The 26,659-nt window shown below is 58.5% G+C and carries 22 protein-coding genes; 1 reads left to right on the top strand and 21 read right to left on the bottom strand.

Features of this window, described 5'->3' with window-relative positions; translation table 11 throughout:
- Nucleotides 1–22: 22 nt before the first annotated feature.
- Complete coding sequence (locus KHO41_RS22910) at nucleotides 23–1,207, bottom strand: PrpF domain-containing protein (RefSeq protein WP_211955575.1); 1,185 nt, start codon at nucleotides 1,205–1,207, stop codon at nucleotides 23–25.
- Between the two features lie 668 nt (nucleotides 1,208–1,875).
- Between KHO41_RS22910 and KHO41_RS22905 the strand changes: the two genes are divergently transcribed.
- On the top strand, nucleotides 1,876–2,817 hold the full coding sequence (locus KHO41_RS22905; RefSeq protein ID WP_211955574.1) for a LysR substrate-binding domain-containing protein: 942 nt from the start codon (nucleotides 1,876–1,878) through the stop codon (nucleotides 2,815–2,817).
- Between the two features lie 370 nt (nucleotides 2,818–3,187).
- On the opposite strand, the gene KHO41_RS22900 is transcribed toward KHO41_RS22905, so the two are convergent.
- The 20 genes from KHO41_RS22900 to KHO41_RS22805 all read right to left on the bottom strand — a co-directional run bounded on the left by KHO41_RS22900 (nucleotide 3,188) and on the right by KHO41_RS22805 (nucleotide 26,621).
- The gene (locus tag KHO41_RS22900; protein WP_211955573.1) at nucleotides 3,188–4,228 is read right to left on the bottom strand and encodes an XdhC family protein; all 1,041 of its coding nucleotides are present in this window, start codon (nucleotides 4,226–4,228) and stop codon (nucleotides 3,188–3,190) included.
- A gap of 376 nt (nucleotides 4,229–4,604) precedes the next feature.
- A complete protein-coding gene (locus KHO41_RS22895; RefSeq protein ID WP_211955572.1) occupies nucleotides 4,605–5,342 on the bottom strand; it encodes an SRPBCC family protein in 738 nt (245 codons plus the stop codon).
- A gap of 38 nt (nucleotides 5,343–5,380) precedes the next feature.
- Nucleotides 5,381–6,112, bottom strand: coding sequence for an enoyl-CoA hydratase/isomerase family protein (locus KHO41_RS22890; protein WP_209761500.1), 732 nt, complete (start codon nucleotides 6,110–6,112; stop codon nucleotides 5,381–5,383).
- 30 nt (nucleotides 6,113–6,142) lie between these two features.
- Nucleotides 6,143–6,868 carry an alpha/beta fold hydrolase gene (locus KHO41_RS22885; RefSeq protein ID WP_211955571.1) on the bottom strand — a complete coding sequence of 242 codons (726 nt, stop codon included), beginning with the start codon at nucleotides 6,866–6,868 and terminating at the stop codon, nucleotides 6,143–6,145.
- Between the two features lie 89 nt (nucleotides 6,869–6,957).
- Nucleotides 6,958–9,378: a xanthine dehydrogenase family protein molybdopterin-binding subunit gene (locus tag KHO41_RS22880; RefSeq protein ID WP_211955570.1), complete on the bottom strand. Its 2,421-nt coding sequence runs from the start codon at nucleotides 9,376–9,378 to the stop codon at nucleotides 6,958–6,960.
- Nucleotides 9,371–9,922, bottom strand: coding sequence for a (2Fe-2S)-binding protein (locus tag KHO41_RS22875; protein WP_211955569.1), 552 nt, complete (start codon nucleotides 9,920–9,922; stop codon nucleotides 9,371–9,373). The genes KHO41_RS22880 and KHO41_RS22875 overlap by 8 nt, the downstream gene beginning before the upstream one ends.
- Before the next feature lie 16 nt (nucleotides 9,923–9,938).
- On the bottom strand, nucleotides 9,939–10,820 hold the full coding sequence (locus tag KHO41_RS22870; protein ID WP_211955568.1) for an FAD binding domain-containing protein: 882 nt from the start codon (nucleotides 10,818–10,820) through the stop codon (nucleotides 9,939–9,941).
- A gap of 408 nt (nucleotides 10,821–11,228) precedes the next feature.
- On the bottom strand, nucleotides 11,229–13,184 hold the full coding sequence (locus KHO41_RS22865) for a methyl-accepting chemotaxis protein (RefSeq protein WP_211955567.1): 1,956 nt from the start codon (nucleotides 13,182–13,184) through the stop codon (nucleotides 11,229–11,231).
- A gap of 777 nt (nucleotides 13,185–13,961) precedes the next feature.
- Entirely contained in the window at nucleotides 13,962–14,951 is a 990-nt protein-coding gene (locus KHO41_RS22860) for a Bug family tripartite tricarboxylate transporter substrate binding protein (RefSeq protein ID WP_211955566.1), read from the bottom strand.
- 217 nt (nucleotides 14,952–15,168) lie between these two features.
- On the bottom strand, nucleotides 15,169–16,074 hold the full coding sequence (locus tag KHO41_RS22855) for an SDR family NAD(P)-dependent oxidoreductase (protein WP_211955600.1): 906 nt from the start codon (nucleotides 16,072–16,074) through the stop codon (nucleotides 15,169–15,171).
- Between the two features lie 69 nt (nucleotides 16,075–16,143).
- The gene (locus tag KHO41_RS22850; protein WP_211955565.1) at nucleotides 16,144–16,938 is read right to left on the bottom strand and encodes an enoyl-CoA hydratase/isomerase family protein; all 795 of its coding nucleotides are present in this window, start codon (nucleotides 16,936–16,938) and stop codon (nucleotides 16,144–16,146) included.
- Complete coding sequence (locus tag KHO41_RS22845; RefSeq protein ID WP_211955564.1) at nucleotides 16,935–17,363, bottom strand: MaoC/PaaZ C-terminal domain-containing protein; 429 nt, start codon at nucleotides 17,361–17,363, stop codon at nucleotides 16,935–16,937. Before KHO41_RS22845 ends, KHO41_RS22850 begins: the two co-directional genes overlap by 4 nt.
- Nucleotides 17,360–17,818: a MaoC family dehydratase N-terminal domain-containing protein gene (locus KHO41_RS22840; protein WP_211955563.1), complete on the bottom strand. Its 459-nt coding sequence runs from the start codon at nucleotides 17,816–17,818 to the stop codon at nucleotides 17,360–17,362. Before KHO41_RS22840 ends, KHO41_RS22845 begins: the two co-directional genes overlap by 4 nt.
- Nucleotides 17,819–17,827: 9 nt before the next feature.
- Nucleotides 17,828–19,021 carry a lipid-transfer protein gene (locus tag KHO41_RS22835; protein ID WP_211955562.1) on the bottom strand — a complete coding sequence of 398 codons (1,194 nt, stop codon included), beginning with the start codon at nucleotides 19,019–19,021 and terminating at the stop codon, nucleotides 17,828–17,830.
- A 22-nt stretch (nucleotides 19,022–19,043) separates the two neighbouring features.
- On the bottom strand, nucleotides 19,044–20,591 hold the full coding sequence (locus KHO41_RS22830) for a class I adenylate-forming enzyme family protein (protein ID WP_211955561.1): 1,548 nt from the start codon (nucleotides 20,589–20,591) through the stop codon (nucleotides 19,044–19,046).
- 5 nt (nucleotides 20,592–20,596) lie between these two features.
- Entirely contained in the window at nucleotides 20,597–21,595 is a 999-nt protein-coding gene (locus tag KHO41_RS22825) for a Bug family tripartite tricarboxylate transporter substrate binding protein (protein WP_244873973.1), read from the bottom strand.
- Nucleotides 21,596–21,944: 349 nt separating this feature from the next.
- Nucleotides 21,945–23,150 (bottom strand): cytochrome P450, encoded by a 1,206-nt coding sequence (locus KHO41_RS22820; RefSeq protein ID WP_211955560.1) that lies wholly within the window; start codon nucleotides 23,148–23,150, stop codon nucleotides 21,945–21,947.
- 28 nt (nucleotides 23,151–23,178) lie between these two features.
- Complete coding sequence (locus tag KHO41_RS22815; RefSeq protein ID WP_211955559.1) at nucleotides 23,179–24,699, bottom strand: aldehyde dehydrogenase; 1,521 nt, start codon at nucleotides 24,697–24,699, stop codon at nucleotides 23,179–23,181.
- Nucleotides 24,700–24,844: 145 nt separating this feature from the next.
- Nucleotides 24,845–25,168, bottom strand: a complete 324-nt coding sequence (locus tag KHO41_RS22810) for a 2Fe-2S iron-sulfur cluster-binding protein (protein ID WP_211955558.1) — start codon at nucleotides 25,166–25,168, stop codon at nucleotides 24,845–24,847.
- Nucleotides 25,169–25,652: 484 nt separating this feature from the next.
- Nucleotides 25,653–26,621, bottom strand: a complete 969-nt coding sequence (locus tag KHO41_RS22805; RefSeq protein ID WP_211955557.1) for a Bug family tripartite tricarboxylate transporter substrate binding protein — start codon at nucleotides 26,619–26,621, stop codon at nucleotides 25,653–25,655.
- Nucleotides 26,622–26,659: the final 38 nt, after the last annotated feature.

Raw genomic sequence — 26,659 nt, 5'->3', positions numbered from 1 at the left:
AAATTCTTTCGATATCTACACATCATTCTTGAACTACACGTAGCCACGGAAGTTTGTCGACAGGCACATATAAGTTTCCGTCCGCAATACGCCGCGCGGTACGTATCAAGCTTGCCTCTTCTACAGTTGGTTGCCCCGCGACTTTTGGTCCGATTTTGGCTCTGACCGTGAGAACACCACATGGATGGCCTATCCTAAGCGGGTCACCGGCCGACCGATTCCGGGATGCCATCTGATGTGGGATGGATCCTGCAATTTCCGCAGCAACGGCCAAGCACGCGCTACCTGTCCCCGGATATGCTTTGTGCATATTCCTGCGACTGAATAGTCGCGCAGAGATGTCGCACTCGCTGGCAAGGTGCGTTTCGCCGCTTGCAAAATCAGGCCAATTCGCAGGCGCTCCAACGACGGATACCCAGGGTGTAGCAAGTCCCTGCCTAGCAGCCGAGTCCTTGTCTGGCGCCATGCCAAGCGCAACAATGGAAGCCAGCCGTATGCCCTCGATTCGGTCCATCAACTCGGTGTCGCCAATCAAATCGGCAACATTATCGCTAGCGGCAAGACCGACATCTTCGGCTTTCACGTAGCAAACCAGATTAGCCAAGTCGACGATACTCACATCCATCTGGCCGATTCCTGGAACATCAATTCGGTCAAATGCAGACCCGGTTGGCAACAATTTTCCGGTCTTCCCGCCAACGGTTTCCCTAAAATCCAGAGCAATTGGAGCGCCATACCCTGGTACACCGTCGATATGTTGTGTGCCAATAACTTGAGCACGTCCGTCCCGAACCGGGACGGACGCGTGAATAATATTTCCGAAATTTGTGGCGTGTATCCGTACATGCGTTACGGGTTCTACTGCTGGCACTAGCCCAGCATCAACCGCAAAGGGCCCGATGGAAGCGGAAATGTTCCCGCAGTTCAGGTCGGTGAGAACTTTTGAACTGTCGATGCCAACCTGAAAGAATGTGTAATCCACATCTGCATCTGGACGGCTAGAAGGTCCAACCACCGCAAATTTGCTTGTAAGGATGTCGGCGCCGCCAATGCCGTCAATTTGACGTCGATCTGGCGAACCGTATGCGGCCAATATCCATGCTTTTAACTCAGCATCGTTGGTCGTCGGAAGATCCTTCCGCAGCACGATCGCAGCTTTGCTTGTCCCGCCCCGATAGTACGAGTATGGAGTAGATATCTGGTCCACCTTGTCTCCTATAGTAGTCCGCTACCGAGTGCAGAAATCGGCGCCATGCCAGACACTATGCGAACTTCATTGATCGCTAGGACGTCTAGCCAATACAACACCGATGGTACGCTCCACCTCTTCCTCACCTTGCCCATTTGGCTTTAGCACCGCGGATGAGCCTGGACTAGGAGGTTGACCGTTGGCCACATGACGATTCGCCAGGCCAGAGGTATCTGGCACCAAGCTCATACTCGACCCGCGGACGGAGCAATCCAACCGCTTTCCCTTTTGCACAACGCAAGGTGAAAGCAGCACTTGCGACGACGCTCCATTGTTTAGTTTCCCTAAAAATTCTATCTGGGTGTGAAGGAGGACAAGCAGTGCCTTTCCATTTCCAGAACGCTACAGCCATGTGCCCCGTCGGACAATGCAGAATTTGTGCGCTAGTGATTTAGCTATACTAAACTGTTGCAGGTCTGAGGAGCTATCAGGGTTGGGTGATCGCTGCGATGGGACGCCGACAGCCGCCTAGGGAGATAGCCATCACAAGATACTCATTGGGCACTTTTAAGGCAAGCAACAAGCCATTGGGGTAGGCCTTCGAGTTAGCGGGTTGGGAGGCGAACTTCCCGAAGGCGGGCGCCAATTCCACCGCTGCTGATCAACTATGCGAGTTCTGCAACTCAATGAATCGTTCTCAACTACCGTTACTTGGCTTGCGCGCATTCGAAGCGACTGCAAGACACCTTAGCGTTTCGAAGGCCGCCGACGAACTGTGCGTGACCCCCGGCGCAATTAGCCAGCAGGTAAAGAACCTTGAAGACCAAATCGGGGTTGAGTTGATTCGACGCGTTGGCCGCTCGATTGGATTGACTGATGCGGGGGAAGTATTGATACCTCACCTAACCCAGGCCTTTGATCGTATTAGCGTGACACTAGATGCTCTTGCCCGCAAGCCACGCACTGCGTCGTTAAAGATTCGCCTCCTACCATCGTTAGCCGAGCGATGGCTAATGCCTCGTCTAGCCCGATTTAACGGCGCACATCCAGAAATAGACATCCTCATCCTGACAAGCTTTCGCGAACTCGACTTCGGGCAAGAGGACTATGATATGGGCTCGTATGTTGGCAATGAACTACCACAGGGGACTTCCGGTATCCGCCTTTTTGACGACGAGCCTTTGCCAGTCTGCAGCCCAAAGCTCCTTGACGCGGCAGGAGGCCATATTGCTCCTCAGGACCTCTGGAGATTTACCCTGCTGCATTCTGTACGGCGCGTTGACGATTGGCATACATGGCTAATGCGAGCCGGCTTACGAGATTTCAACGCGCCGCACAATCTAAAGTTCGGTAACGTATCGTTGGCCATCCAAGCGGCAATCGACCACGCCGGTATTGCAATCGCACAGCACGCGTATGTGCGTCAAAACCTTGCAGATGGATCCTTGGTCGCGCCATTCGATTTGGTCGCGCGTAGCGAAATCGGATACTACCTAATATGGCCGACATCCAGACCCGAAAGCAAAGCTTTTCAACTTTTTAGAGATTGGGTGACTGAAGAAGCAACGTCTCGAATCAGCGCCTTGACCCGTGTATGCGACGAACGGCTGTCCAGTAGAGTATCCTGACGGCGTCAGATCCGGTATGCATTGCCGCCTCTCTACACCGTTCCGCCAGGTGGCGTAGGGACAGCCCGAACGCCACTCCCGCTGCAAAACATATAACGCGCCCTTGTGCATCGGAACGTTCAAATAGCTCGTCGAGCAGAGCGGTGACATGCGCTACGTAAGTTTCCTGGTCACCGCTAGCCCGCTCAACGGCGTGGTGATGCACTAACTTGGTGATCTCCTGGAGTTCCTTTCGGAGGCTTGCCAAGGTGAGAGACGTCTCCCGGAATGTCTTACTTTGACTTTGCATGATAGCCATTCAGCATTCTGCAAAAAATGGCGCCGACGACGTGATCACAAAAAGGGGATTCGATATTCTCGTTGCTGAATCTCAAAGCGGCGTCAATGCGCCCTCTCGCTCTACATTTGCCTGGTAATCCTTCGCCTTGGCCACTTGCATCTCCAGCGGCACTATCACACCATTTTTTACGGCAAGAATCTCGGCCATCACGCTCGTGGCAATCTCCGATGGAGTCTTACTGCCAATGTACAGGCCAATGGGGCCTCTGAGGTTGGCAAGTGATTCCTCGGTTTCGTCAAAGTACTCAATCATGCGTTGGCGCCGCGCGGCACAATTGCGTCTCGAGCCAATTCCCCCGACATAGAACGCATCGCTGTGGAGCGCTTCGAGCAACGCCAGATCATCAAGCTTCGGATCATGTGTCAGGGCAACTACGCAGCAGCGTCGATCGAGCCGAAACTGCGCAACGACATCGTCTGGCATACCGGCAAGTACGGCTACCGCTGGCATAGACCACGTTGCCCGATGCTCCGCGCGTGGGTCACAAACCGTAACCGTGAAGCCATTGGCGATGGCCATGCTGGCCAGGTATTCGGTCAGTAGACCTGCGCCAATTAGGAGCATCCGGTATTCCGGACCAAAGGTGTTTGTAAGACTGTCAGCGGAACGAGCCAGTTCCTCCGGTTCACCAGTTGTCTCCAGCGTGACCTTGCCGTCGCGTAGATCTATCCGCCGCCGTATCAATTGACCGGCTTCTAAGCCTGTGACCAAATCCGCGAGCGACAAGCCATCGGGATTCGGCTCCAGCAACAATTCCATCGTACCCCCGCAGGGGAGGCCAAAGCGGTGGGCCTCATCAGCGCTTACTCCGTAGCGCACCATGGTAGGCGCGGTGACGGAGATCGGCTGCCCTTTGTGGTTACAACTTGTGTAGCGGTCTATAAGATCATCCTCGATGCATCCACCCGAAACGGAGCCGATTACTACTCCGTCATCTCTGAGTGCCAGGGTTGACCCAATTGGTCGCGGCGAGGAACCCCAGGTGCGTACCACGGTAACTAGTATCGCCCGCCGTCCTGTAAGCCGCCAGTCACGAAGGGTACGGAGAACAGTTAAGTCGAGGTTTTCCATATTGAAGAGCGCGTTGATTAGGCTAACCGCGGTTCATGCAAATGCAGCGGGCGTTCTTCTGAGCCCCATGCTCGGCAAACACGGGGCGAAACCGGGCTGCGGTAGGTTGGCGGCTCTCCGACTCTCTTTTTTATCCGGATCCTCAGTCCACCTGAAAAAGGCACTACTGCGCCAAGGTATGCGCTCTTCCGGCCCAAGCCGACCGGAATGCCACCGCTGCCGCTGTCGTGAAAGCAACACGAACGAGCATTGCAATGGTACCCGGCACCCAGTCCGCCCCCCCAGGCCCGCTCCGGCACATCAATGGCGACGCCTCTCAAGCCTGCCCGCGCTTCGCGTGCGTTCCAACACGCCAGTGAATCGCGACCAAGTCCTATCAGCGTAACCAGCAACCTCCCGCAAGCGACGCCAGCGAACCGAAAGCAGCAGCTACCAGGAGCCACCAGCCTGGAACCAATACTGACCTGGCGCTGGAGTTCGTATGTTCAGACTGGGTCGCCGGTGCTATCGCCCCGGCCAACTTCACCATTGCCGCCGCGGATGCTTCCGCCTCAATGGCCGCCTCGGGCGGAACGCCAGTTCCCGCCAGACGATCAACGGAAAATCCAGCACCCTCTGTGTCCCGCGGCGCGGTGGACGGGACCGATTCGTGAGCGGGCACCGAAGCCAACGGTGCTGGCGACAGTTGTTGCCGGAATGCCTTGAAGAAGTCGTCCGACAGCTTACGAGCCACTGTCTCGACCAATCGCGATCCGACCTGCGCCAGCTTGCCGCCGATTTCAGCCTTTGCAGTGTATTCAAGCTCTGTTCCGCCTGCCACAGCGGCAAGGCTTACCGTCGACGATCCCTTGCCAAATCCGACCGCCCCCCCCTCACCTTGGAAAACCATGACGCAGGACTCCGGCGGCTTCGCCTCGGTCATGCGCAGGGTTCCTTTGAAACGAGCCCGCAGCGGACCGACTGCCGCGGCCATCACAATCAGGAACTCGCCCGCCGTCGAGCTCTCGACTGACTCGCAACCGGGTAGGCAGCGCTTGAGGATCTCGGGGTTATTAAGCGCATCCCAAACCAGTTGGGGTGTCGCGGCAATGGTTTGTTGGCCAGTAATGTTCATATCTCTTCGGTGCTTAGCCTATTCGGCTCACACGTCATTCAATGTGCCTTCTTCATCGCCGTTGCGGTGTTGACCATGGAATGCAGGGTACGCGCGTAGTCGATCGCCCCTTGGTCGTCCATCCTCGGCGCGACGCGCAGGTATTCCTTCAGACCCAGAATTGCCGGCCGCGGGCGGCTGAGCAAGAGATCCATGAAGCGATCGACCTCCGCTTGCAGGCTTTGCTCTGGTACGACTGTGCTGACGAGCCCATAGCTCATTGCACGTTGCGCATCGATGAAGTCAGTCGAATAGGTCATCCAGAGGATCGCGTTTCGGTTCATGCGATCATAGACAGCCGACATCACCATGGTGGGCATCACGTTGTGGCCCATCTCGGGAATATTGAACGTGGCGGTGTCCGCGGCGAAGCTGACGTCACAGAGCGATACGATTGCGGTGCCATAACCCATCGACCGCCCCTCCACCACACCGACAATCGGCACCTGGGCTTGGCGGATGGCCTTGTAGCTATTAAAGATCGAGTCGTACTCCGGGCGTCGCTCGTAGGCCTCAGTAGCGGGCGGCGTTGTCCCTGCGTCGCGGATGCGGCCGGTACAGAAGTCAGGACCTGCACTACGCAGAAGCACTACGTCGGAAGTTTCATGGGCACTCAGCACGGCCTTGGACAGGGCTGCGGCCATGCTGTCCGAGACGCCGTTGTCCGAGGTCCGGTTCAGCGTGATACGCAGGATCCTTCCGTCCTGTTCGATCTTCAGATGTTCATGCATGCTACGTTCTCTTTAAAGTTAGGGGGGAGCCTATTGCGCGACACGGGAAAAATGTCGCAGTAGAGCTACATCGAAAGCGGCTTGCTGATCGATGTTTGGCAGATGCCCAGCGCCGTCAATCGTCTCGAGGACCGAGCCAGGAATTAGACCTTGCAATTCGAGCATTGCTTGTGGAAGCTGCGCATCGTTGCGACCGACAACCATGGTGAGCGGCAAGGCGATACTGCCTACGTCCCCCAGATAGTTCAGCTGTTGAATCGCCCGTGCACACGCCACGAAACCGGCCACCTGCACCTTGGATGCCGTATCGAGAAAGCGATTCGCGATGGCGGGGTAGGACTCGACAAATGCCTTGCCGAACCAACGCTCAATAGTCGGCGAGGCCAGGGGTGCGCAACTACCCTCCTTCTGCGCAACGGCAATCCGTTCGTCCCAGGGGGCCGCGAACGCCGGAGGTGCATCGGCTCTCGCATCGCAGATGCACAGGCTCAAAAGCCGATCCGCATGGCGGATGCCAAGCCCGAAGCCGGTCATCCCACCCAGCGACAGCCCGACATAGTGGGCGTGCGCAATGTCCAGCGCATCCATGGCCACGACGATGTCGTCCACCAGGGCGTCCATGGTGCAAGTGCTCGTGTCGCTGAAGGAGCCGCCATGTCCACGGGTATCGAGCCGCACCACGCGAAAGCCCTGCTTGGCGAGCAACTTTGCCTGATGCTCCCACATCATGCTGCTCGACAGGATGGAGTGGCTCATCACTACAACTTGTCCCCGCAGGGGTCCCTGCAAATGGGCTGCGATATCGCCGACAGGCCCACGTAGAACCCGAGTTTCAATTTCCGATGTCAATTCATACTCCTGTTATTGCTCGCCGACTGGATGGCCCGCCACACCGCCTGTGGCGTCATCGGCAACGCGTCGATCGATGCCCCAATGATCGACAGCGCATCATTTAGCGCTCCAGCGATGGCCGCTGCGCTTCCCAAATAGCCCGCCTCGCCCGAACCCTTCTGGCCAAACTCCGTGAGCGGTGATGGCGTGCAGTGATCGACGATCGTGATGTCTGGCACCTCCTGAGCGCTGGGCAGCAAGTAATCCATGAAAGTGCCCGAGAGCAGTTGGCCGTTCTCGCTGAAGGCGAACTTTTCCATCAAAGCGGCGCCGATGCCGTGCGCGATGCCGCCGTACGTCATGCCGTGCACCACATCAGGGCTGATCATCACGCCACAGTCATGGCCGCATACGTAGCGGCGTAGCGTCGTTGCGCCGGTCTTCGGATCAACCGACGCCAGCACGACGTGCGACTCGAACGAGTGGCACGGATACATCTGCACCCGACCGTCCTCCGTCGGTAGTTGGCCTCCGGTTGGCACTTCCCAGACGAACTTCTCCTGCAAGCCCGGCTCCATGCCGGGAGGAAGCTGGTGGTAGTACCGGTGGGCAATCTCCACCAGAGTCTCCCACCGCAGGCTTCGGCTCTCGTCCCCTCCGACCGACACATGCCCGTCCGCATAGACAAGGTCACTCTCTGGGCAACCAAGGTTGTGCCCGGCAATGCGCATCAGCTTGGCCTTCAGGATCTTCGCTGCACCGGCTGCAGCTCCCCCAAGCATGATAGCCATACGGCTACCCACCGGGCTGTTCGACGGCAGTGCGTTAAGCGAGTCCGCATGCAGCACCCGAATCGAGTCCGGCTCGCGTTGCAGTACCTCCCCCACTACTGTAGAGACAAGCGTTTCGTGCGCCTGTCCCGAAGTGGACGTACCCATCAACGCTGTTACTGCACCATTGAGATCAATACGGACCAAGCATGAGTCCATCCAGGTGGTCGTCTTGTTCTTCGGATTGAACAGAGGCTCGAACGCCGAGTTGCCACCTGATGGTTCCAGACAGGTACTGACCCCAATGCCGGCCAAGAGGCCGCGGGCACGAAGGGCATCCCGCTGCCTAATCAGTTCGTCCCAGGATGCTGCCTCCAGCGCGCGGTCCAGCACCGTCTCGTAGTCGCCCGAATCGTAGTAAGTACCACTCGGAATCAGATACGGGAACTCGTCCTTGCCAATCAGGTTGCGTCGCCGCAATTCAATGCGGTCCATGCCAAGATGACGCGCTACCTTGTCTATGCCAGTCTCAAGGGCGTAGTTGGTGGGGGCTTGCCCGAAGCCGCGCACAGCCTCCTGGGGCGTCTTGTTCGTCATCACCGAGATCGCGTGATACTCCGCACTGGCGATACGGTAGGGCCCGACGATGGCCCCAACGGGCTTGCCCAATTGCAATGGCGCTCGGCCCGAGTAAGCACCAATATCGTCCACCGCGCGCATGCGCATCGAGCGGATGGTACCGTCGCCATCGAAAGCCAACGTCACATCGAACTGGCGATCTGGCCCTTGCATATCACCGCCGCGCATGTTCTCAAGCCGATCCTCGATAAACCGCACGGGCCGACCCAGCATGCGCGAAAGGTAGCCCACCAGAATGGTGTGCTTGAGGCCGCGCTTAACCCCGTAGCTACCGCCGACATCAACGTCGTAGTGCACTCGAACGCCATTGCCTGGCAAGCGCAGGCACTTGGCCAGCAGCTCAGGGTATTTGGGCATCTGGATAGAAGCCCAGACATCCAGGATCTGCGTCGCATCGTTCCACGAGCAAGTCGCGACAAAAGTTTCAATGGGTACCGTCGAGTTGCGTGCCCAGCGCACGCGATAGCTCAATTGGTGCTGTGCTGCGGCAAAGTGCTCATCGACATCGCCCCACACAAACTTTCGTTGCCAGATTGTGTTCGACCCGTGAGACGGATGAACCAACGGTGACTCAGGATCGAGCGCTCCTTCGAGGTCAATAACGTGCGGCGTTTCCTCGTACACAACGTTGACGAGTTCACTGGCATCTTCGGCAAGTGCACGGCTCTCAGCGACGACCGCAACCACCCATTCGCCGGCATAGCGGACGACTCCGCTGGCGAGAGGAAACCGCGTTACGCTGGGCGCATCCACGCCGGGCAACATTGGATCGATGTTCGGATTGAGGTCTTCACCGGTCAGCACCGCATGGACGCCGGGAACCGCCAGGGCTTGCGACGCGTCAATCGACAGGATTTTGGCACTGGCGTGAGGACTTGCGACGATGGCCACGTGCAAAAGACGGGGCAACTGGATGTCGGCCGCATAGCGTCCTTGCCCGGTGACAAACCGGCGGTGCTCCACCGCGCGGCGGTGCTTTCCGATGTAGCGGAACCCCTGGTAGGCGGCGTGCTTCGGCTCAGCCATGGTTCACCCCCACAGTATCCGTCTTCTTTTGCGCAGCCAAGGCGCTTCCCACCGGAGAGCAATCGCCCTCCTGCGAAGTCGCAAGCTTGACTGCGTCAACAATCTGCTTATAACCGCTGCAACGGCACAGATTGCCCCCGATCGCATCACGTATCTGTGCTTCGTCAGGCTTAGGATGCTGCTCGATCAACGCGTGGCAGGCAATGAGCATGCCCGGAGTGCAATAGCCACATTGCAGTGCGTGGGTTTCGCAGAATGCATCTTGCAGTTTGCTGAGGCACCCGCGTTCGGGCGCTAGCCCTTCGACGGTGGTGACGGAAAGCCCGTCTGCCTGCACAGCAAACATGCAGCAAGACCTCACTGGCTCGCCTTCGAGCAAAACGCTGCAAGCGCCACAGACGCCGTGCTCGCAACCCACATGGGTCCCGGTCAAGTTCAAGTGCTCGCGTATAAAGTCAACCAGCGTCGTGCGAGGTTCGATATCCCGGGACTGGATCACCCCGTTGACCTTAATCTCGACGTTGACGAGTTTGGGTAGTGTCATTGCTCTATCGTCTTCTTCAATGTTCGGCGTGCAGCAGCCCAGCGGACTGGAGAATCACTCGCGTAAGCAGAACTCCAGCGAGATGTCGCCGATAGTCCGCATCGGCGTGCACGTCCGACGCCGGCTGAATTCGCGCCACGCAGGCCTGCGCAATCTCGCGGGCGATGTCCTGATTGACCTTGTAGCCTTCAAGCCCTGCGCTGATGTCCGGGAAGGCCAGCGGTGTCCCATCGACGCCACCCAAGCCAAGGGCAGCTCGGCGGCAAACACCATCGCCATCAAGCTGCAACTGACATGCGGCCGATGCCATGGCGAAGTCACCATGCCGCATTGCGACTTCCTCAAAGGCCGTCTTCACACCCGGCCCGCTCCACACTGGCCATTCGATGTCTATGAGGCATTCCTGCTCACCCAAGGCGTTGAACATTGGCCCCAGGAAGAACTCGGATGCTGGAATCCGGCGTTCGCCCTCTTCCAGGCTACGCACTCGGAACGTCGCGCCCAGCACGACTGCCGCCAGCGGCAATTCGGCGGAAGGATCGGCATGTACCAGGCTGCCACCCACAGTACCGCGGGTTCTCGTCTGGATATGTCCCACCCAACGCAGCGCGTCGCGCACCAGTGGCAGCGACTCATACAACGTTGAATCCAATTCCACGGAACGCTGCCGGACACCCGCGCCAAGCGTCACGAAACGGCCATCGACAAGACTCTCCTTCAGCTCGTTCAGCCTTGCAATGTCGACTAACACTGCAGGCCTAGCGAGCCGCATAGCCATCATGGGAACAAGACTCTGTCCACCGGCGATGAGCTTTGCGTCACCACCGTGAAGGGACAGAAGATTCAGTGCTTCGTCGACGCTTTCGACGCGGACGTATTCGAAGGGAGCGGCTTTCATGAGTGAAAGTGTCGTGCGTCCACCTCTTCCGCACAACCCAAGAAAGCTCACCGGTCGTGAGACAAACTCACGCTGGTGTAATCCACTTAGATGCTGCGTAAGAGACACTCGCGAAACGGCGATCCCGTGCGTAACGAAGACTTAGCTTCTTACCAGAGCCGGGCTACGGACCAGCCGGCTAGCCGGGGCGACCGACGTTACGCGCGCCTCCGAATCCCTGCGCCTCGCCTCAGGCTTGTGAGGCGAGCTGATGCTGAAGGACACTTTCTACCTCGTTGCCCATCCTGAGTGCGGGAGTCGATGAGGCCTCTTCGGACGTTGCGACCGAGCGAGCGGAGACCCTCCCTTACCGGCCGGCACGCCGGCGCCACAGGCAAGGGACGGGGGAACGTCAAGTGCCCTGCTCGCTCAAGCGGGGGCGGATGCCCCAATGTGGAAAGAGGAGACACTTCGCTCCATGCGGCTTGACTGACTCTGCAGCGCTTCCGCGGCCGCTGCTGCTTGTTCGACTAGGGCCGCATTCTGTTGAGTAACCGTGTCCATCTGGGATACCGCCTGGGTGACTTGAGCAATACCAGCGCTTTGTTCGGACGACGCGGTGCTGATGCTTTCGGTAATAAGGCGTACCTGGCCTACAGCGCTCTCTAGGGCGGTCATGGCCTCTCCAGCGTCGATAGCCAAGGTATATCCGGCTTCAATACGGTCACCCGACCGCGAGATTAGCGCCTTAACGTCCTTTGCGCAGCTATCGGTTCGATGAGCCAAGCTGCGAACCTCAGCTGCTACTACAGCGAAGCCTTTCCCGTGCTCTCCCGCTCTAGCAGCCTCTACGGCAGCGTTAAGTGCGAGGATGTTTGTCTGGAAGGAGATGCCTTCGATGAGTCCAACCATGTCCACGATTTGCTTGGAGTCACCTCGAATCTCCGTCATCGTGTCGCAAACGCGCGATACCATGTCGCGGCTTTTTCTTGCGAGCGCCACTGCTTCCTCGGCGAGCCTGCGGGCCTCATGAGAGCTGGCTGAGTTTTGCTGTACGGTCGCAAGTATTTCCTCCATGCTTGCCGCGGTTTGCTCAAGTACGCCAGCTTGCGCCTCCGTGCGTCGGGACAAGTCCAAGTTCCCCTCAGCAATTTGAGTGGCAGCGGCCAGGACGTTCGCGGCCCCCGTCTTAGTTGTGCGAACCATTGCGCCCCATGTATCAAGCAATGTCATGACGAGACGTTTGATCTCTGCGAGCTCGTCCTTCCCTGCGACTGTGATACGCCCAGTGAGGTCTCCGCTATTAGCTCGCTTAACTAGATCAGCGATCGCATTTACATCCTGACGTCTTCCACGGCCAAATCCAGCAGTCAGGTACAACGCCGGAACAAGTGTCAGCACTGTGACAAGTGCCAAGCACCATACCCGAGTCGTAGCTTGCGTCACGCGCTGCTCAATATTTTCGCGCATCAGCTTCTCAAATGCCTCGCTGGCCACTGACAAGCCATCAATGGCCTCGCTAGCGGCGGCGAAGTATGCCGTTGGATTAATGGAAATCGACTCCGACTCGATGAGCTCCGACTTCTCACGCGCGAGAAAGTTATCTAAAGGAGCGAGGTGGCGCAATGCTTCTTCGATCTCCCTTCGCCTTTCAGGAGCTACCAGAATTGCCCGACTCGCATCACGTCGCACAGCAGCGAGTCCGTCTCTTATCTGTTCGGCCAACTCAGCCATCTCATTGCGTTGAGCCGGATCCTTGAAGTTTCCCGCGCTCACGACAGTGACCCCAATGCCTCGACTAAGCGCTGCCGCTTCAACTAGCTTTGGTACCGAGGAGAATGATAGATCGGCCAGGAAATTCGAATGCTTCCCTGGATCAATGCCAAGTGAGAATCGCCTCGAAACGTCAGATGTGAAATTGCGCAAGATGCTCACAAGGCCCGTATGCGAGGTGAATAGTCGTTCTGCATCTCCGGAAAGTCCCAGCTTTTGAACGCGACCCCATGAGTTAGCCAACGCAGAAGCTTCATTTTCGGTTGCGGCGTCGCCAGCACGCTGCGCGGCGTCCAGTAGTCGCGCAAAATGCTTCGCAGCTTGCACGTCGGCATTGTCAAAGCGCGCGCGAAATGCGTCATTGCCGGCCAAGATTGCTGCCATGGTTCCCCTGCGAATCTGGACCTCTCGCATAGCATCCAGAGCAGTTTCGGAAATCGTAAAGCCGACGAGCTCCGAACGCGCGGAGCTAATTTGGTCGATGCTTGAATCAAAAGCGAAATAAAGTCCAGTGCCTAAAGGAGTGAGAAAGAGCAGAACGACAATGATGGCTTTGCCGCTGGTCGGCAGCTTCTCCATCAGCCGGATAGCTGGAGCGAATAACTTTTCCACGGTGTCTCCCTTTTTATTGATAACAAAATTAGAATTCGAATGAGAACTGATAAACGGCTTCGGAAAAGACGACCGAGCTAGCCTGATGTAGTTCCTGCAGCCGAGTTTTAGGATCCATGAATGTCTGTCCGACGTTCGAAGCGACGCGAAGACGACGGATGATGGGATGCCGGGATGAATGCGTTCGACAACCCAGCGGACTTTGCCCAGACCACTATCGTTGTTCGGTCCGGCGCCTGACAATGAGCCGTAGCGTCAAGGTTTTGGCTGTGTCAGCGGAGGTTCCGTCAGTGCCCGCAGCTCTTAATCAACGATTGGCGCGCTCATCTCGGTTCCAGTTGTTCAGATGGCCAACGTGAATAGCTTTCCTAAAGGGTTAACGGCCCCCCTTGGGTCATTCTGAAACGGTCTCTTAGTGTTGGCTAAGACGGTAGCGCCACCTTTGAACACGCCGCGCGAATTTGATGCGGGCATCTTCACGCATGCAGCAGAACCGTGCTCCACGAACGGCTCCATCGGTCTGTTACGACATCGTGATCGGTGCGCACCAGAGCCCCCTGCCCAACTGCATCTCAGTGCTCTTCATGCCGGGGTTGTTGGTGTCTAACGACGTCTTAGTGGGCCGTTTGCACGCCCCTCCATGAACCCCAAACAGCTTCATTGGCAGCGAGCGCGCGCGAGGGGGCTGGTCCACTAAGGCAGAAAGACGCTCGCGACAATGGAGCGATGGCCGATGAAGCAGGCCATAAGGACGTGAGACACCTCTAATCGGCTCGCTCAGTCCAACTTGACCCCACTGCGCCGCACCACTTCGCCCCAATTCTTGTATTCGGCCGCAATATAAGCTTGAGCCTCTGCCGGACTCGTGCTTTGGCGCGGCAAAACCCCCATTGCTAGCAGCCTTTTCTGCATCTGGGGTGTTCCCATGGCTCTCTGGATGGCGCCATAGGTCGAGTTGACCAATCCCTTCGGCGTGCCAGCTGGATACAGCATCATCAGCCACGTTGATGCATGGAATCCAGTGAAACTTTGTTCGTCTAGTGTCGGGACTGAAAGTGCTCCTCCCAAACGCGAAGGCGAAGCGGAACCGAGAGCCCTCAATCGACCATCCTCCACAAAGCTCCGGACACTTGCCGCCGTTTCCAAAGCTATCGGCACCGCGCCCGCCACCACGTCCGTGAGGCCTGGGCCACTCCCCCTGTATGGCACATGGACGATGTCGAGTCCTAAACGACGCTTGAACTCCTCCATCGCCAGATGGGAGACTGTGCCATTCCCGGAAGAGGCGTTCATAAGCTTTCCAGGATGACTCTTGGCATATTCGACTAAGCCTTTCACATCGGTGAACGGCAACGACGGGTGACTAACCAACACGAAAGGCAAGTCACCCACCAGACCGACAGCCTCGAAGTCTCTCAACGAATCATAGGGAACGCTTTTGTAGAGATGGGGATTCGTGGCGACCGCTGACATGTGCGAGAGCATCATCACCGAGCCGTCGTTAGATGCTTTGGCCAGGTTCCCCATGGCAATACTACCGCCTTGGCCCGGCCTGTTCTCCACGATGTAGTTGGTGCTAGTGACAGTATTCAACTGTGCCGCCAATAGCCGGGCCACGATGTCCGTGGCCTGTCCAGGAGGGAATCCAACGATGATCTTGGTCACTCCAGCTCTGGAAGGAGCTATCTGCGAAAAAGCGGGCCTCATCGCGGACCAGGCACCAAGCGCGAGCAGCATGCGGCGGCTCAACTGTCTTTTCGCGTTCATGTGTTCTCCACGATCCCCCGGCCACGCCGGAGGTGGCTTAGGGGGTTCGGTTCGCCGTGCAGAGCATCCTCTTCCAATGAGCCGCCCTCCACCTATTCGCCCGCGCCGGACGCTGAAGGCGATACCGGCGAGGAAGGCGATGCCCCCAAAGCGCGGTCACGCCACCGATATCAATTAGGGGCTCTCGAGATGCTCTGCGAATCACGGCTCTAGGCGTTCAGATCGGATCCCAACTGAACACATCACCCGATCGGTCCAAGGTGTGATACTGCGCCCGGAGGGCAGGCAGCGCGTGGCTCGCCACAGCTTGCGGAGTCCACCCCTCTCCCCGATGGACCGAGCGGACAGGTCGCGGTTGGCTCATGAGGAAAATTTCGTTGTTGCGCACGGCGAAGATCTGTCCCGTCGTATCGGCCGCAGCATCACTCGCCAGACAAACTGCCAGCGGCGCGATCTTTGCGGGCGTCATCTCCTTCAGGCGGTCGACTCGGGCACGCTGCTCCGGCGTGTCCGTGGGCATTGATGCAATCATCCGGCTGAACGCAAAGGGAGCAATGCAGTTGGAGCGCACGTTGAACCTGCGCATGTCAAGTGCGATTGACTTGGACAGCGCGGCAATTCCCATCTTCGCAGCCGAATAGTTGGCCTGGCCGATCTCGCCAATCAGACCCGAGGTAGAAGTCATGTGAACGAAGCAGCCAGACTCTTGCTCCTTAAAATGGTTGGCAGCCGCGCGGCTCACGTGGTAGCTGCCATAGAGGTGGACCTTGATGACAGCATCCCACTGGTCGTCGCCCATCTTGTGAAAGAAGCCGTCCCGCAGGATTCCCGCGTTATTGACGACCACGTCCACGCGGCCAAAGGAGTCAAGAGCGCACGCCACCATGCGCTGGCCCGCAGCTGCATCGGCCACACTATCGGTGTTAGCCACGGCTTCCCCACCCAGTGCCCGAATTTCATTCACGACTGCCTGAGCCGGCCCATCGTCCGTTCCTTCGCCACTGAGCGATGCGCCGACGTCATTCACAACCACCCGCGCCCCTTCACGCGCCATGGCTAATGCAATATCACGCCCGATTCCGCCGCCCGAACCGGTGACTATCGCGACCTTGCCTTCCAGCATGCGTTGTCCGGAGCGCTCAGCGCCCTGTGTCTTTTCCATTTCGATCATTCCTGTTCTTGCCGGCCGCAGTCATTGAGCGGCGGGCCAGTTAAAGGGGGGGGCCTGTTTCTCTAGTAGGCGGTTGACTGCGGTGCGATGGCCTGCGCTGCCCATCGCCAGTGCTTGGGCTTGCGCTTCTACATCCAATAGCGCCCCAAGTTCGCCCCCTTGCGGGGAGAGATTGCGCTTGATCAAGCTGACCGCCAGGGGCGACGCTTTGATGAAGCTGCTCGCAATCACGCGAGCGCGTGAATTCAACTCGTCGGGACTCACAATCTCCATGACAATCCCGAGGTCAAGCGCCTCGTGCACACCGATCTCTCGTGCAGACAGCATAAGCTCCTTGGCACGTTGCACTCCGACTACCCTCGGCAACGTATAGAAGCATCCGCAGTCTGGCACGAGGCCTACGCGAAGAAACGATGCGCTGAAACGCGCGCGCGGAGTTGCCAATACCAGGTCCGCAGTCAGCGCCAGGCTTAGTCCTGCACCAGTCGCCATCCCATCCACAGCTGCGATCACTGGTCGGTCAAGCGAGATCAGGTCGCGCACCCAGTCATTCATGTCCTGGAAACGACGCAGCCAGCCCTCGTTGTCAAGACCAGCTGTTGCGAGCGCACGAAGATCCCCGCCGGCGCAAAAGTGGCCACCGGCACCAGTAAGGATGACTGCCCTAACCTGCTGATCACGCCGAATCGCTTGAACGGCATCGACGAGCTGAGCGCGCATCGACGGGTCGAGTGCATTTCGGCGCTCTGGCTGGTTCAGGACTATCTCTGCGATGCCCTCACGGACGTCGAACAGTACGCTTCGGCTCGTACTCATAATGCCTCCCTGAAACTGAGCGCGACCAGCGCCTCCCCTTCGAGCTTGACCTCACCTTCCGGGTTCGTTGTCGTTAAGGCGACACGGGCAAAACGCGTGCCTTCCTCTTCCACCACCTCAAGGACACGGCCGCTGCACCGAATACGCTCGCCTACTCGAGTCAGAGAGGCAAAGCGAACGCGGAAGCTGCGAATCGCCTCCTGCGGTGCCCAGCGAGTGAGCACTTGCCCCAGCCAGGCCATAGAGAGCATGCCGTGCGCGATGACATCACCCATTCCGGCTGCGCGGGCAAAGTCCTGATCGACGTGAATGGGATTATGATCTCCCGAGGCGCCGCAATAGAGAGCTAGCGCGAGACGCGAAACGGGTTCCGGCTCGAAATCCGGAAGTTGCCAACTGCCTTGAACTGAATCGCTCGCCGTCATGCCTGGCCTCCTGATGGGTGACGTACAACCGTGACGCATCGCAGGTCTGCGACATGCTGGCCCGTCTGCTTCGTGACGCGCGTCGCACGCGCTACAAATTCAAGCGCGCCCTGCTTCTTGTCCCAGATATCTTCGATCCGAGGCTCGAACGTGAGCACATCACCCGCATACGCCATGGCGTGGTATCTGAAGCCTTGCTCCCCATGCAGCAAGTAGCGGTAATCTAGGCCGAGCAGGTCGCGGACAGCGCTAGGATTCGGTCCCTCCATCTCCAGGCAGAACAGAAAAGTTGCCGGTATCAGCAGGCCAGGGTAACCGGCCTCTCGCGCGGCCGAGTCGTCGAAGTAGACGGGATCAGTCTGTGCCGTGGCCTTTGCAAAGAATCGGAGGCGACCTGCCTCCACGGGAACTGAGAATGGCGCCAAGGCGTGCCCAATGAAACGCTTGTCAATCATTCAGCCTCCTCACTGCCTCTGATAAAGCGTCACGACACAGGCACCACCCAACCCCAGGTTGTGCTGAAGTGCGATCCGCGCATTCTGCACCTGGCGGTCCTCGGCTCGGCCACGAAGTTGCCACACGAGTTCAGCACACTGCGCGAGGCCGGTGGCCCCAAGTGGGTGTCCTTTGGACAGCAAGCCCCCTGACGGATTGACGACATACCGTCCGCCATAGGTGTTGTCGCCGTCCAGCACAAACTTCTCGGCGGTACCGGGCGGAGTCAATCCGAGCGCCTCGTAGGAGATGAGTTCATTGGCCGTGAAGCAGTCGTGTAGCTCCACGACATCCACGTCTTCGGGGCCAACTCCGGCTGCCTCGTATACCTGCTTAGCCGCGTCGGCGGTCATGTCGTAGCCCACCAACTTGCGCATGTCGTTGCTCTCGAAGCTCGCCGGCGAGTCGGTGGTCATAGCTTGGCTCGCAATCACTACGCTCGTATCCAGGCCGTGCTTGCGAGCAAATTCCCCTGAACACACGATGGCTGCAGCGGCTCCGCACGTCGGAGGGCAGCACTGATAGCGTGTGAGGGGATCGAACACCATAGGCGAGGCCATCACCTCTTCTAGCGTTAAGACTTGGCGGAACACGGCCAGCGGGTTGCGTGCCGCATGCTGGCGAGCCTTGACTGCAATCCGTCCGAATGTGTCGGGTCGCGTACCATACTGCGCCATGTAATCGCGACCGGCCCCGCCAAAGAATTGGGCCGCACGCGGTGTCCCGGTCTCGTAGCCCTGATGTGCAGTCATCGTGTCCGCGAATCTCTGCATCGGCGATGGGCGATCATCGAAAGCGCCCTTCAGGGCGCCAGGCACCATCTGGTCCATGCCGAGTGCCAATGCGCACTCGACCATACCGCTCTCCACCGCCTGGCGCGCAAGGAACAACGCACTGGAGCCCGTTGCGCAGTTATTGTTGAGGTTGAAAACGGGGATTCCGCTGAGCCCAACCTGGTATAGGGCAGCCTGGCCTGCCGTAGAGTCACCATAGACGTACCCCACGTAAGCCTGCTGGATCAAGTCATAACTAAGCCGAGCATCGGCCAAGGCGAGCTGCGTTGCCCTGGCGCCCATGACGTTATACGGCTCACTTGTGCCAGGCTTGGTAAACGGAATCATGCCTACGCCCACGACGTGGACGGCTCGTTGCTGAAGGGTCATTCTCTCTTCCTTTGATAGAAACTCAGGCCGTCGCACGCGAGAGGTACTCGTCCCGAAGACGGTTCTTCAAGATCTTGCCGGCGGCAGAAAGCGGGAGGCTCGGCACGAAGTCCACGCTCTTGGGGCATTTATATCCGGCCAGACGTGTTCGGCAGTGCGCACGTAACTCATCCGCATCCGCCATCGCACCCGGGCGCAACACGATCACTGCGTGCACCGACTCGCCCCACTGAATGCTTGGTACGCCTATAACTGCGCAAGCGGCGACAGCGTTGTGTGTCATCAGGGCCGCTTCCACCTCTGCCGAATAAACGTTCTCTCCGCCCGTGATGACCATGTCTTTCAGTCGGTCCACAACGTGGATGTGCCCTGCTTCGTCCAGCCAGGCGGCATCACCGGTATGCAGCCAGCCGTCCTTCAGCGCTGCGGCTGTTTCCGTGGGCTTATTCCAATAGCCTTGCATCACCGCGGGTCCCCGCAGTACTACCTCGCCCACGGAACCTGGCGGAAGGTCCTTATCGTAAATATCGACAATTCGCAGTTCGGCGCCCAACCCTGCTTGCCCTACCGAACGCAAAGCAGTGCCTAAGCGCTGCCGGTCGGCTGCTTTGACCGGGCCGAGAACACTGACCACCCCTGAAGTCTCGGTCATGCCATAGGAGCTACAGAAGCCGACATCAGGCAATAGCTCCATTGCCCGATCGAGCAGCGCTGGCGGCATCGGAGCCCCGCCGTGGGATATGCGTTGAAGGCTGCGCAGTCGCCCGGCGTCAAAGGACGGGTGATCCAGCAGCATTTGCACCATACTCGGGACCAACACCACATCAGTCACCTCGTATCGCTCGAAGGCGTCGAGCACCGATTCCGGCCGAAATTGGGGTTCGATGACGTTAGTGGCGCCCAGAACGATCTGCATCACCAAGCGGAACAGCCCTGAGACGTGAAAAAATGGCGATACAAAGAGTGCCACGCCATTGAGAGGACTGAATGTCTCGGCCAACCGCGATACTGCCCCGCACCAGAAATTGCTATGGGAGAGCATTACCCCCTTGGGAAAGCCTGTCGTGCCACCGGTGTAGAGAATAGCGGCCAGCTTGTCGCCTCCCGTCCGCGTATCGGTGAGCGGCTCGGAAGCTTGCAGAAGCGACTCGTAGGCTGGAAGGGACGCCGTGCCATCGTCATTACCAATTTTGACAATCCGTTGCAGCGCGTCCGATCCAGCTCGAATGGAATCAACTTGATCCACGAATGCGTCATCTACGAAGAGCACTTCACACCCGCAGTCGGACAGCGAGTAAACAACCTCCGAGACGCTCCACCGAGTGTTCACAGGAACAGCGACAGCACCTGCCCACCATATCCCAAGTAACAATTCGACGTAGACGTCGGAGTTATGGGCAAGGATGGCCACGCGGTCTCCCGGTTGCACCCCCAAGTTGTGCAGCACTGCCGCTGCACGAGCAATCCGCCCGGTTAGCTCGCGGAAAGTGCGTTGACGCCCCGCGAATATCGTTGCAGGTTTCTCGGGCGCTCGTTGCGCGGCCCTGTGCAGTCCTTGGGTGAGATACATTTTGCTCATTCCAGTGTGATTCCCAATTCGTGCACCACGGCCTTCTCCCGGGCGAATTCACGCGCGGCAGACTTCGTGTAGGCATCGCTGCCGAGGTACTCCTGCACCTGATCGTTCTGCTCCATAGTGCGTATGTAGGCCGGGTCAACCATGGCCCTGCGAAAGGCGTCGTGCAGTCGCGCCACCACGGAAGGGTCCATACCGCGCGGGCCAATCAATCCAATGGGAGAGGTCACTACGATGTCGTAGCCCAGCTCTTTTAGGGTGGGAACCTGCGGCCACCGTTTCAGGCGCACCTCTCCCATCGTTGCAAGTACCCTGACCTTCCCCGACTCCAGCATCGAGCCCCAGCCGGGATCGGCGTAAGCCGCCAAATGTCCTCCCAACAGGTCCTTGACCTCTTCAGCCGTTCCTTTGTAGGGAATAAAATTGAGACGCACACCGGCTGCCCGGGCCAGACGCTCCATGGCAATATGACCGCTGCTACCCCGACCGCTGGCGCCATAAGTAATGGCCCCTGGCCTGGCACGTGCGTCATCAATCAGCTCCTTGAGCGACTTCCACGGCGCGTCATTTGCGACCACGACACCGAATGAGAAGCCACTGAGGCCAATGATGTATGTGAAGTCCTTCAGGGGGTCGAAATTTACCTTGCTAAGATGCGGCAACCGCAGCAGCGTGCGTACCGCCAGCGCGATGGTGTACCCATCGGGGGCGGCAGAGTGTGCCATCGCAGCCGGCGCGATAGTACCTCCGTTGCCAGGGCGGTTAACAACAACGATGGGCTGTCCCAAGTCCTTTGCTGCGGCGATGGCAAGCGCGCGCAATTGCGTATCAGAAGCACCGCCCGGGGGAAACGGCAGGACCAAAGTAATCGGTCGGACAGGGAACGCTTCGCCGGCAAATGCAGGCATTGCGGCATACAACGCAGCGCCCGAAGCAATCGCCAGAAACAGCCTCCGAGCACGCTGTGTTCGCATCGCGCGTGTGGTCTTTTTGGGCATTTCCGGCATCATCGCTCCTATAAATTTTGCGTTTTAGTGTCGGGCAATTTAGATGAACTTGCTCGATCGCGCGATTGATGAAAAATCAGTGACCATGAGATTTTCTGACGTATCCATGCCGCAGTTAACGCGCGCGCTTCGACCGCAGATGCCCCTTCATCGAGATTCGAAGCAACAGCCTCCGCGCCGTCCTTCGCAGGCTCCGGAAAAAAGGCCGATAAGAGTCTACTTCGAATCGATCAATGGCTTGATTTCAGCATCTGACCACTGTCGACTGCGCATCTTGCACGTCACCGATTAGCAGATAGGGCTTGCGCGCTATCTCCTTGGGTATCAAAGTCTTCATGGCTCAGATCAAGGCAAGGGGGAGCGACAGGAGTTGATTGATTTGCGTCTGGCGACCACGGCGCGGCTCACCCGCGAGCCGCAATCGGATTCTTCGCTTGTGCATTTCCTCGAACAGGATGCGCAGCTCAAGCTTTGCGAGTGGCCCTCCGAGGCAGGTGTGGCAGCCACCCCCGAAGGCCATGTGGTTCCGCTCAGGGCGCGACGGATTGAAGCGATGCGGCTCTCCAAAGAGTTCCGGGTCGCGGTTGGCTGCGATGAAGTACAGCTGCATCAGGTCGCCCTTTCGAATCTTCGTGTTGCCAAACTCCAGATCTCGCGTGGCAACACGGCCCATGTTCATGGCCGGTGTGATGTAGCGCAGGAACTCATCGACAAGAGCATCAGTCTTTCCGTCGGCGACAGCTTCGTCTGCCATTCGCGCAACGTCTGCATCTTCGACGATCATGCGCATCGCCTGTGCCATGACGGTGTGCGTGGTCTCGAAGCCAGCTAGCAGCAGCACGCTGGTAAATGAACGGTACTCGGCTTCAGTCAGTTCGCCCCGTTCATTCGCTTGGGCTAAGGCCGTGGCCATGTCATCGGCGGGCTCACGCAGCTTCGCCGCGCGCAGTTCCCACATGTAGTCTCGAATCGGATTGTTCACAGCCCAGAATGTCTTCCCGTCATCTGGAACCTGCATGGCAGCGAAGACATCGAATGTCCACTTCACGACGCGGAGCTCATCTTGGCGAGGCACTCCGATGACCCGAGCCATCACCCGTGAGGGAATCATCGCTGCGACATCCGGCACGAAGTCGCCACCACCCTTCTCGACGTACGCCTGCAGCGTCTCTACCACAATCGGCCGCACCCAATCGTCGAAGTTCGCTACCACGCGTGGACCAAACGCCTTTGCCACTGCGCGGCGCAATTCGCCGTGCTTCGGCGGGTCGTTCCAGAGAATATTCTCCGGATTTTTGCCGGTCAGCGGGTACCACGGTCCAAGCGTCGAAGTGAACGTCTCCGGGTCCTTTTCGATGGCGACGATGTCCTTGGCTCGCGTGACAGCCCAAAACCCTCCGTTGAGCGTGCCACGTTCCGCAGGTTGCCAGTAAAGCCCTGGCATAGCTCGGACGGCATCGAATGCATCATGCGGTACCCCAGCAACGAAGGTCTCTTGACTTGCGAGGTTAGGAATTCGCGCGGCGGCATCAATGATGGCGCTCATAGTTATCTCCTTGATTTGTTGAACCGCCTCAGCGACGGCCGAAGGTCTGCCGATTGCCCAGATCGACCCAGATCGACTTGGTTTCGGTGTATTCGTCGAGGGCATGGGGGCCCAACTCACGCCCCAAGCCACTTTGTTTGAAGCCTCCGAATGGCATCGTGTGATGGACCATGCGGTAGGTGTTGACCCATACGGTTCCGGCGCGTAGCTGGTGCGCCATCCGCTGCGCACGGGCCATGTCACGGGTCCAGACGGCGGCTGCGAGTCCGAAATCAACGTCGTTCGCGAGTGCCAATGCTTCGTCTTCGCTCTTGAATCGGATCGCCGCGACGACGGGACCAAAGATCTCTTCCTGTGCGAGTCGCGATCGATTCTCTACGTCGACAAACACCGTCGGCCGGACGAAAAACCCTTGGCTTGTTGCCAGTCCTTCGTCACGCACTCCACCCGCCAGCAAGCGCGCTCCCTCGGACTTGCCGATGTCGACGTATTCAAGCACTTTAATCAGTTGCGTTCGGCAGGCAACGGGACCAACTTCGGTCTTTGGGTCAAGCGGGTCACCTAGGCGCAAGGAGTCAGCGGCTACCGCGAGCCTGCTCGTGAACTCGTCGTAAATGGAGTCCTCCACCAGGAGCCGTGACCCTCCCATGCACGTTTGGCCAGTGGCCGCGAAAATGCCCGCCATCGCACCGTGCACGGCGTTGTCAAGGTCAGCATCCGCGAAGACAATGTTTGGGGACTTTCCTCCAAGCTCGAGCGTCACGCGCCCGACCCGGTCCGCGGCCGCTCGCAGCATGGCTCGCCCACCCTGCGTCGAGCCTGTGAACGCGATCTTGTCCACACCCGGATGTGCAACGAGTGCGGCACCAGCTGTTTGGCCAAAGCCCGTCACGACATTGACGACACCCTTGGGATAGCCCGCCTCCATACAGAGCTCTGCAAGGCGTAGCGTGGATGTGGGGGTCACCTCCGATGGCTTGATAACCAACGTGCAACCGGCACCGAGCGCAGGAAAGAGCTTCCAAGCAAGCAGGCCCAAAGGCGTGTTCCATGGCGTCACGGCCGCTACGACGCCCACAGGCTCTCGCACGGTGCTCGTGCTCATGTTCGGAAAGCCGGTATCGATGGTCTGGCCATGCAGGTTCTCGACCAATCCTGCGACGTACCGCGCGTGAGCTCCGAGCATGAAAGTGCCGCGGCTCATCTCACCGATCAGCTTTCCGTTCTCGTGAATCTGGATGCGTGCAAGCTCATCGGCATTCTGCTCGATCAGATCCGCGAGTCGGCGAAGCAACGCGGCTCGTTGCGCCGGCGGCGTCTTTGGCCAACCGTCGGAATCGAACGCTCGCCGCGCGGCCCGTACAGCGCTGTCGACATCCGCCGCACCCGCAGCAGGTACGTGACCCCACTCACGATTCTCATAGGGGTCAACACAACGAAAAGTTTCACCACTTGCCGAAGGCAGCCATTCGCCGTCGATTAGCATGCGGTACTCGCGGTCTGTAGCGACGTCAAAGCGCGCCGGAACAAGAGAAAGGTTGTCGGTCATGCGGACACTTGTAGGGAAGTTTGACAATGGGACCTGGCGTGGAGCCGCCAGCGGTATTACTGCAACTGCGGAGCTCTATCGGCTCTCAGCAATGGCGTAGCCACCACCGTAACGATGGCCCGATACAGCGGAAGGCTCGCGACGTTCATTTCTGCGAGCGCGGGATGTGAAGAATAAGGCCCTCCAGCTCGAGAGAAATTCGAACCTGGCAAGCCAGCCGACTACAAGAGGTTGGAACCTCGGCTGTGCATTCGAGCATTTCATCTTCACTGGCGCTCCGCGGCGTGAGTGCTGAGAGCCACCGTTCGTCCACAACGACATGACAGGTGGCGCATGCCAGCTCGCCGCCACAATCTGCGACGATGCCGGGAACGAGGTTGCGGCGGGCAGCATGCATGGCCGATTCGCCAACAAGCGCTTCGACGATCTTGCGCTCCCCGGTCGCTTGCACGAAGGTTAACGCTGGCATGCGAATCGTCCTGCCAGGCTGGCGGCTTTCTGGAAGTTCATGGACGTGTCTCCTGCAGATTTACTTTTCTATTTACGGGGGAATCGTGCCGCCGGCGAGCAGTCGCGTCCAATAGAAAGATGCGAGGTCTCCTATACAGATTCGGCATGGCGCTCGCGCTTCAGCGCTCTGTGTCGCCGTTACCTTGGAGATGTGAAACCCTGAGCACTCAGAATGGCGCAAGGCGACCGGTGGTCCTTGCTGGTGGACGCGGCCGGATGGCCGGCGCTGACAGCGCTGACGCCTGGCCGTGCAAGTGCGTGACCTACTGCGAGCCTCACGCGGTTTGCTTCTCCGCTGGAATGGTCGACGTGTGAACCGGACTGACTCGACAGAGGTGTATTTCCCGGAATGGCAGCTCCAGGTGCCTGATGATCACGCCTTGGTCGTGCCACTGCGGTAATAGGCGTAAGGTGTTGAAGGCCGTTCCAGTTCCGGTGCCTTCTCATTCCATTCGTATCTTGTTCTTGGCTATCAACCCTTGCCAGCGCCGCGCCTCCGCAGCCAGTCTTTCGGCATACTCCGTCGGCGTGTGGGGTGCTGGTGTCTCGATTCCGTAAGTCGCCATCCGAGTGCGATATGTCTCATCCGCCCAGACTTTGGCTAACGCCGCGTGAAGTCGATGGATGATGTCGGGTGCGACTCCGCTCGGCGATGCAAGCCCCAAGTGCATGCTTGCATCGAAAGCAGGGAAACCAGCCTCCGCAAACGTAGGCACATCCGGGAGTAGAGGAATCCGTCTTTCGTTGGCAATGGCAAGCACCCGCAGTTCCCCGGAGCGTATAAAGGGCAGATACGTATTGAGCGCGGCAAATGCCACCTCGGTGTCACGCCGGATTAACGATGTCGCCATCGGTGCGCCGCCGGCATACGGTACGTGTACTATCTGCACGTCATTCTGCGCCTTGAACATTTCGGCCGCTAAATGGTAGGCAGTGCCTGCGCCCGCGGAAGCATAATTCACCGCGCCTGGTCGCGCGCGCAGGTAGTTCACCAACTCTCGCACCGAACGCACCGGGAGTTTTGCATTGACAATAAGCCCCAGCGGAAACTTAGCGAGTACTCCAATTGGGAGCAAATCCTTCCGGGGGTCATACGCGATGTCCTTGCGCAACAAGGCGGCCGTTGCCATGTTGAACTCAGTACCCATCAGCAGGGTATAGCCGTCAGCATTGGCATGCGCGACGATATTGGCTGCCAGGGTCGAGGCACCACCCGGACGGTTATCCAGTACAAAGGGTTGTCCAAGGCTACGGGCCATGACCTCGCCCGCGCTCCGTGCAATGAAGTCTGCAATGCCGCCAGCGGAAGTTGGAACAACAAGTTTAATCGGTCGGCTTGGATACAAATTCGCGTTGGCGCGTGTAGCAAAAGCTGGAACGCATGCGGCAGCGATGAAAGTGCGGCGTTTCATTAAAGGGGGCCTCCAATTTGGTATTCGAATGTTCTGCT

The organism is Cupriavidus numazuensis (assembly GCF_905397435.1).
GTDB classification, from domain to species: Bacteria; Pseudomonadota; Gammaproteobacteria; order Burkholderiales; family Burkholderiaceae; genus Cupriavidus; species Cupriavidus numazuensis.
The sequence above is the reverse complement of the archived record's forward strand: the minus strand, read 5'-3'. Positions and strand labels throughout refer to the sequence as shown.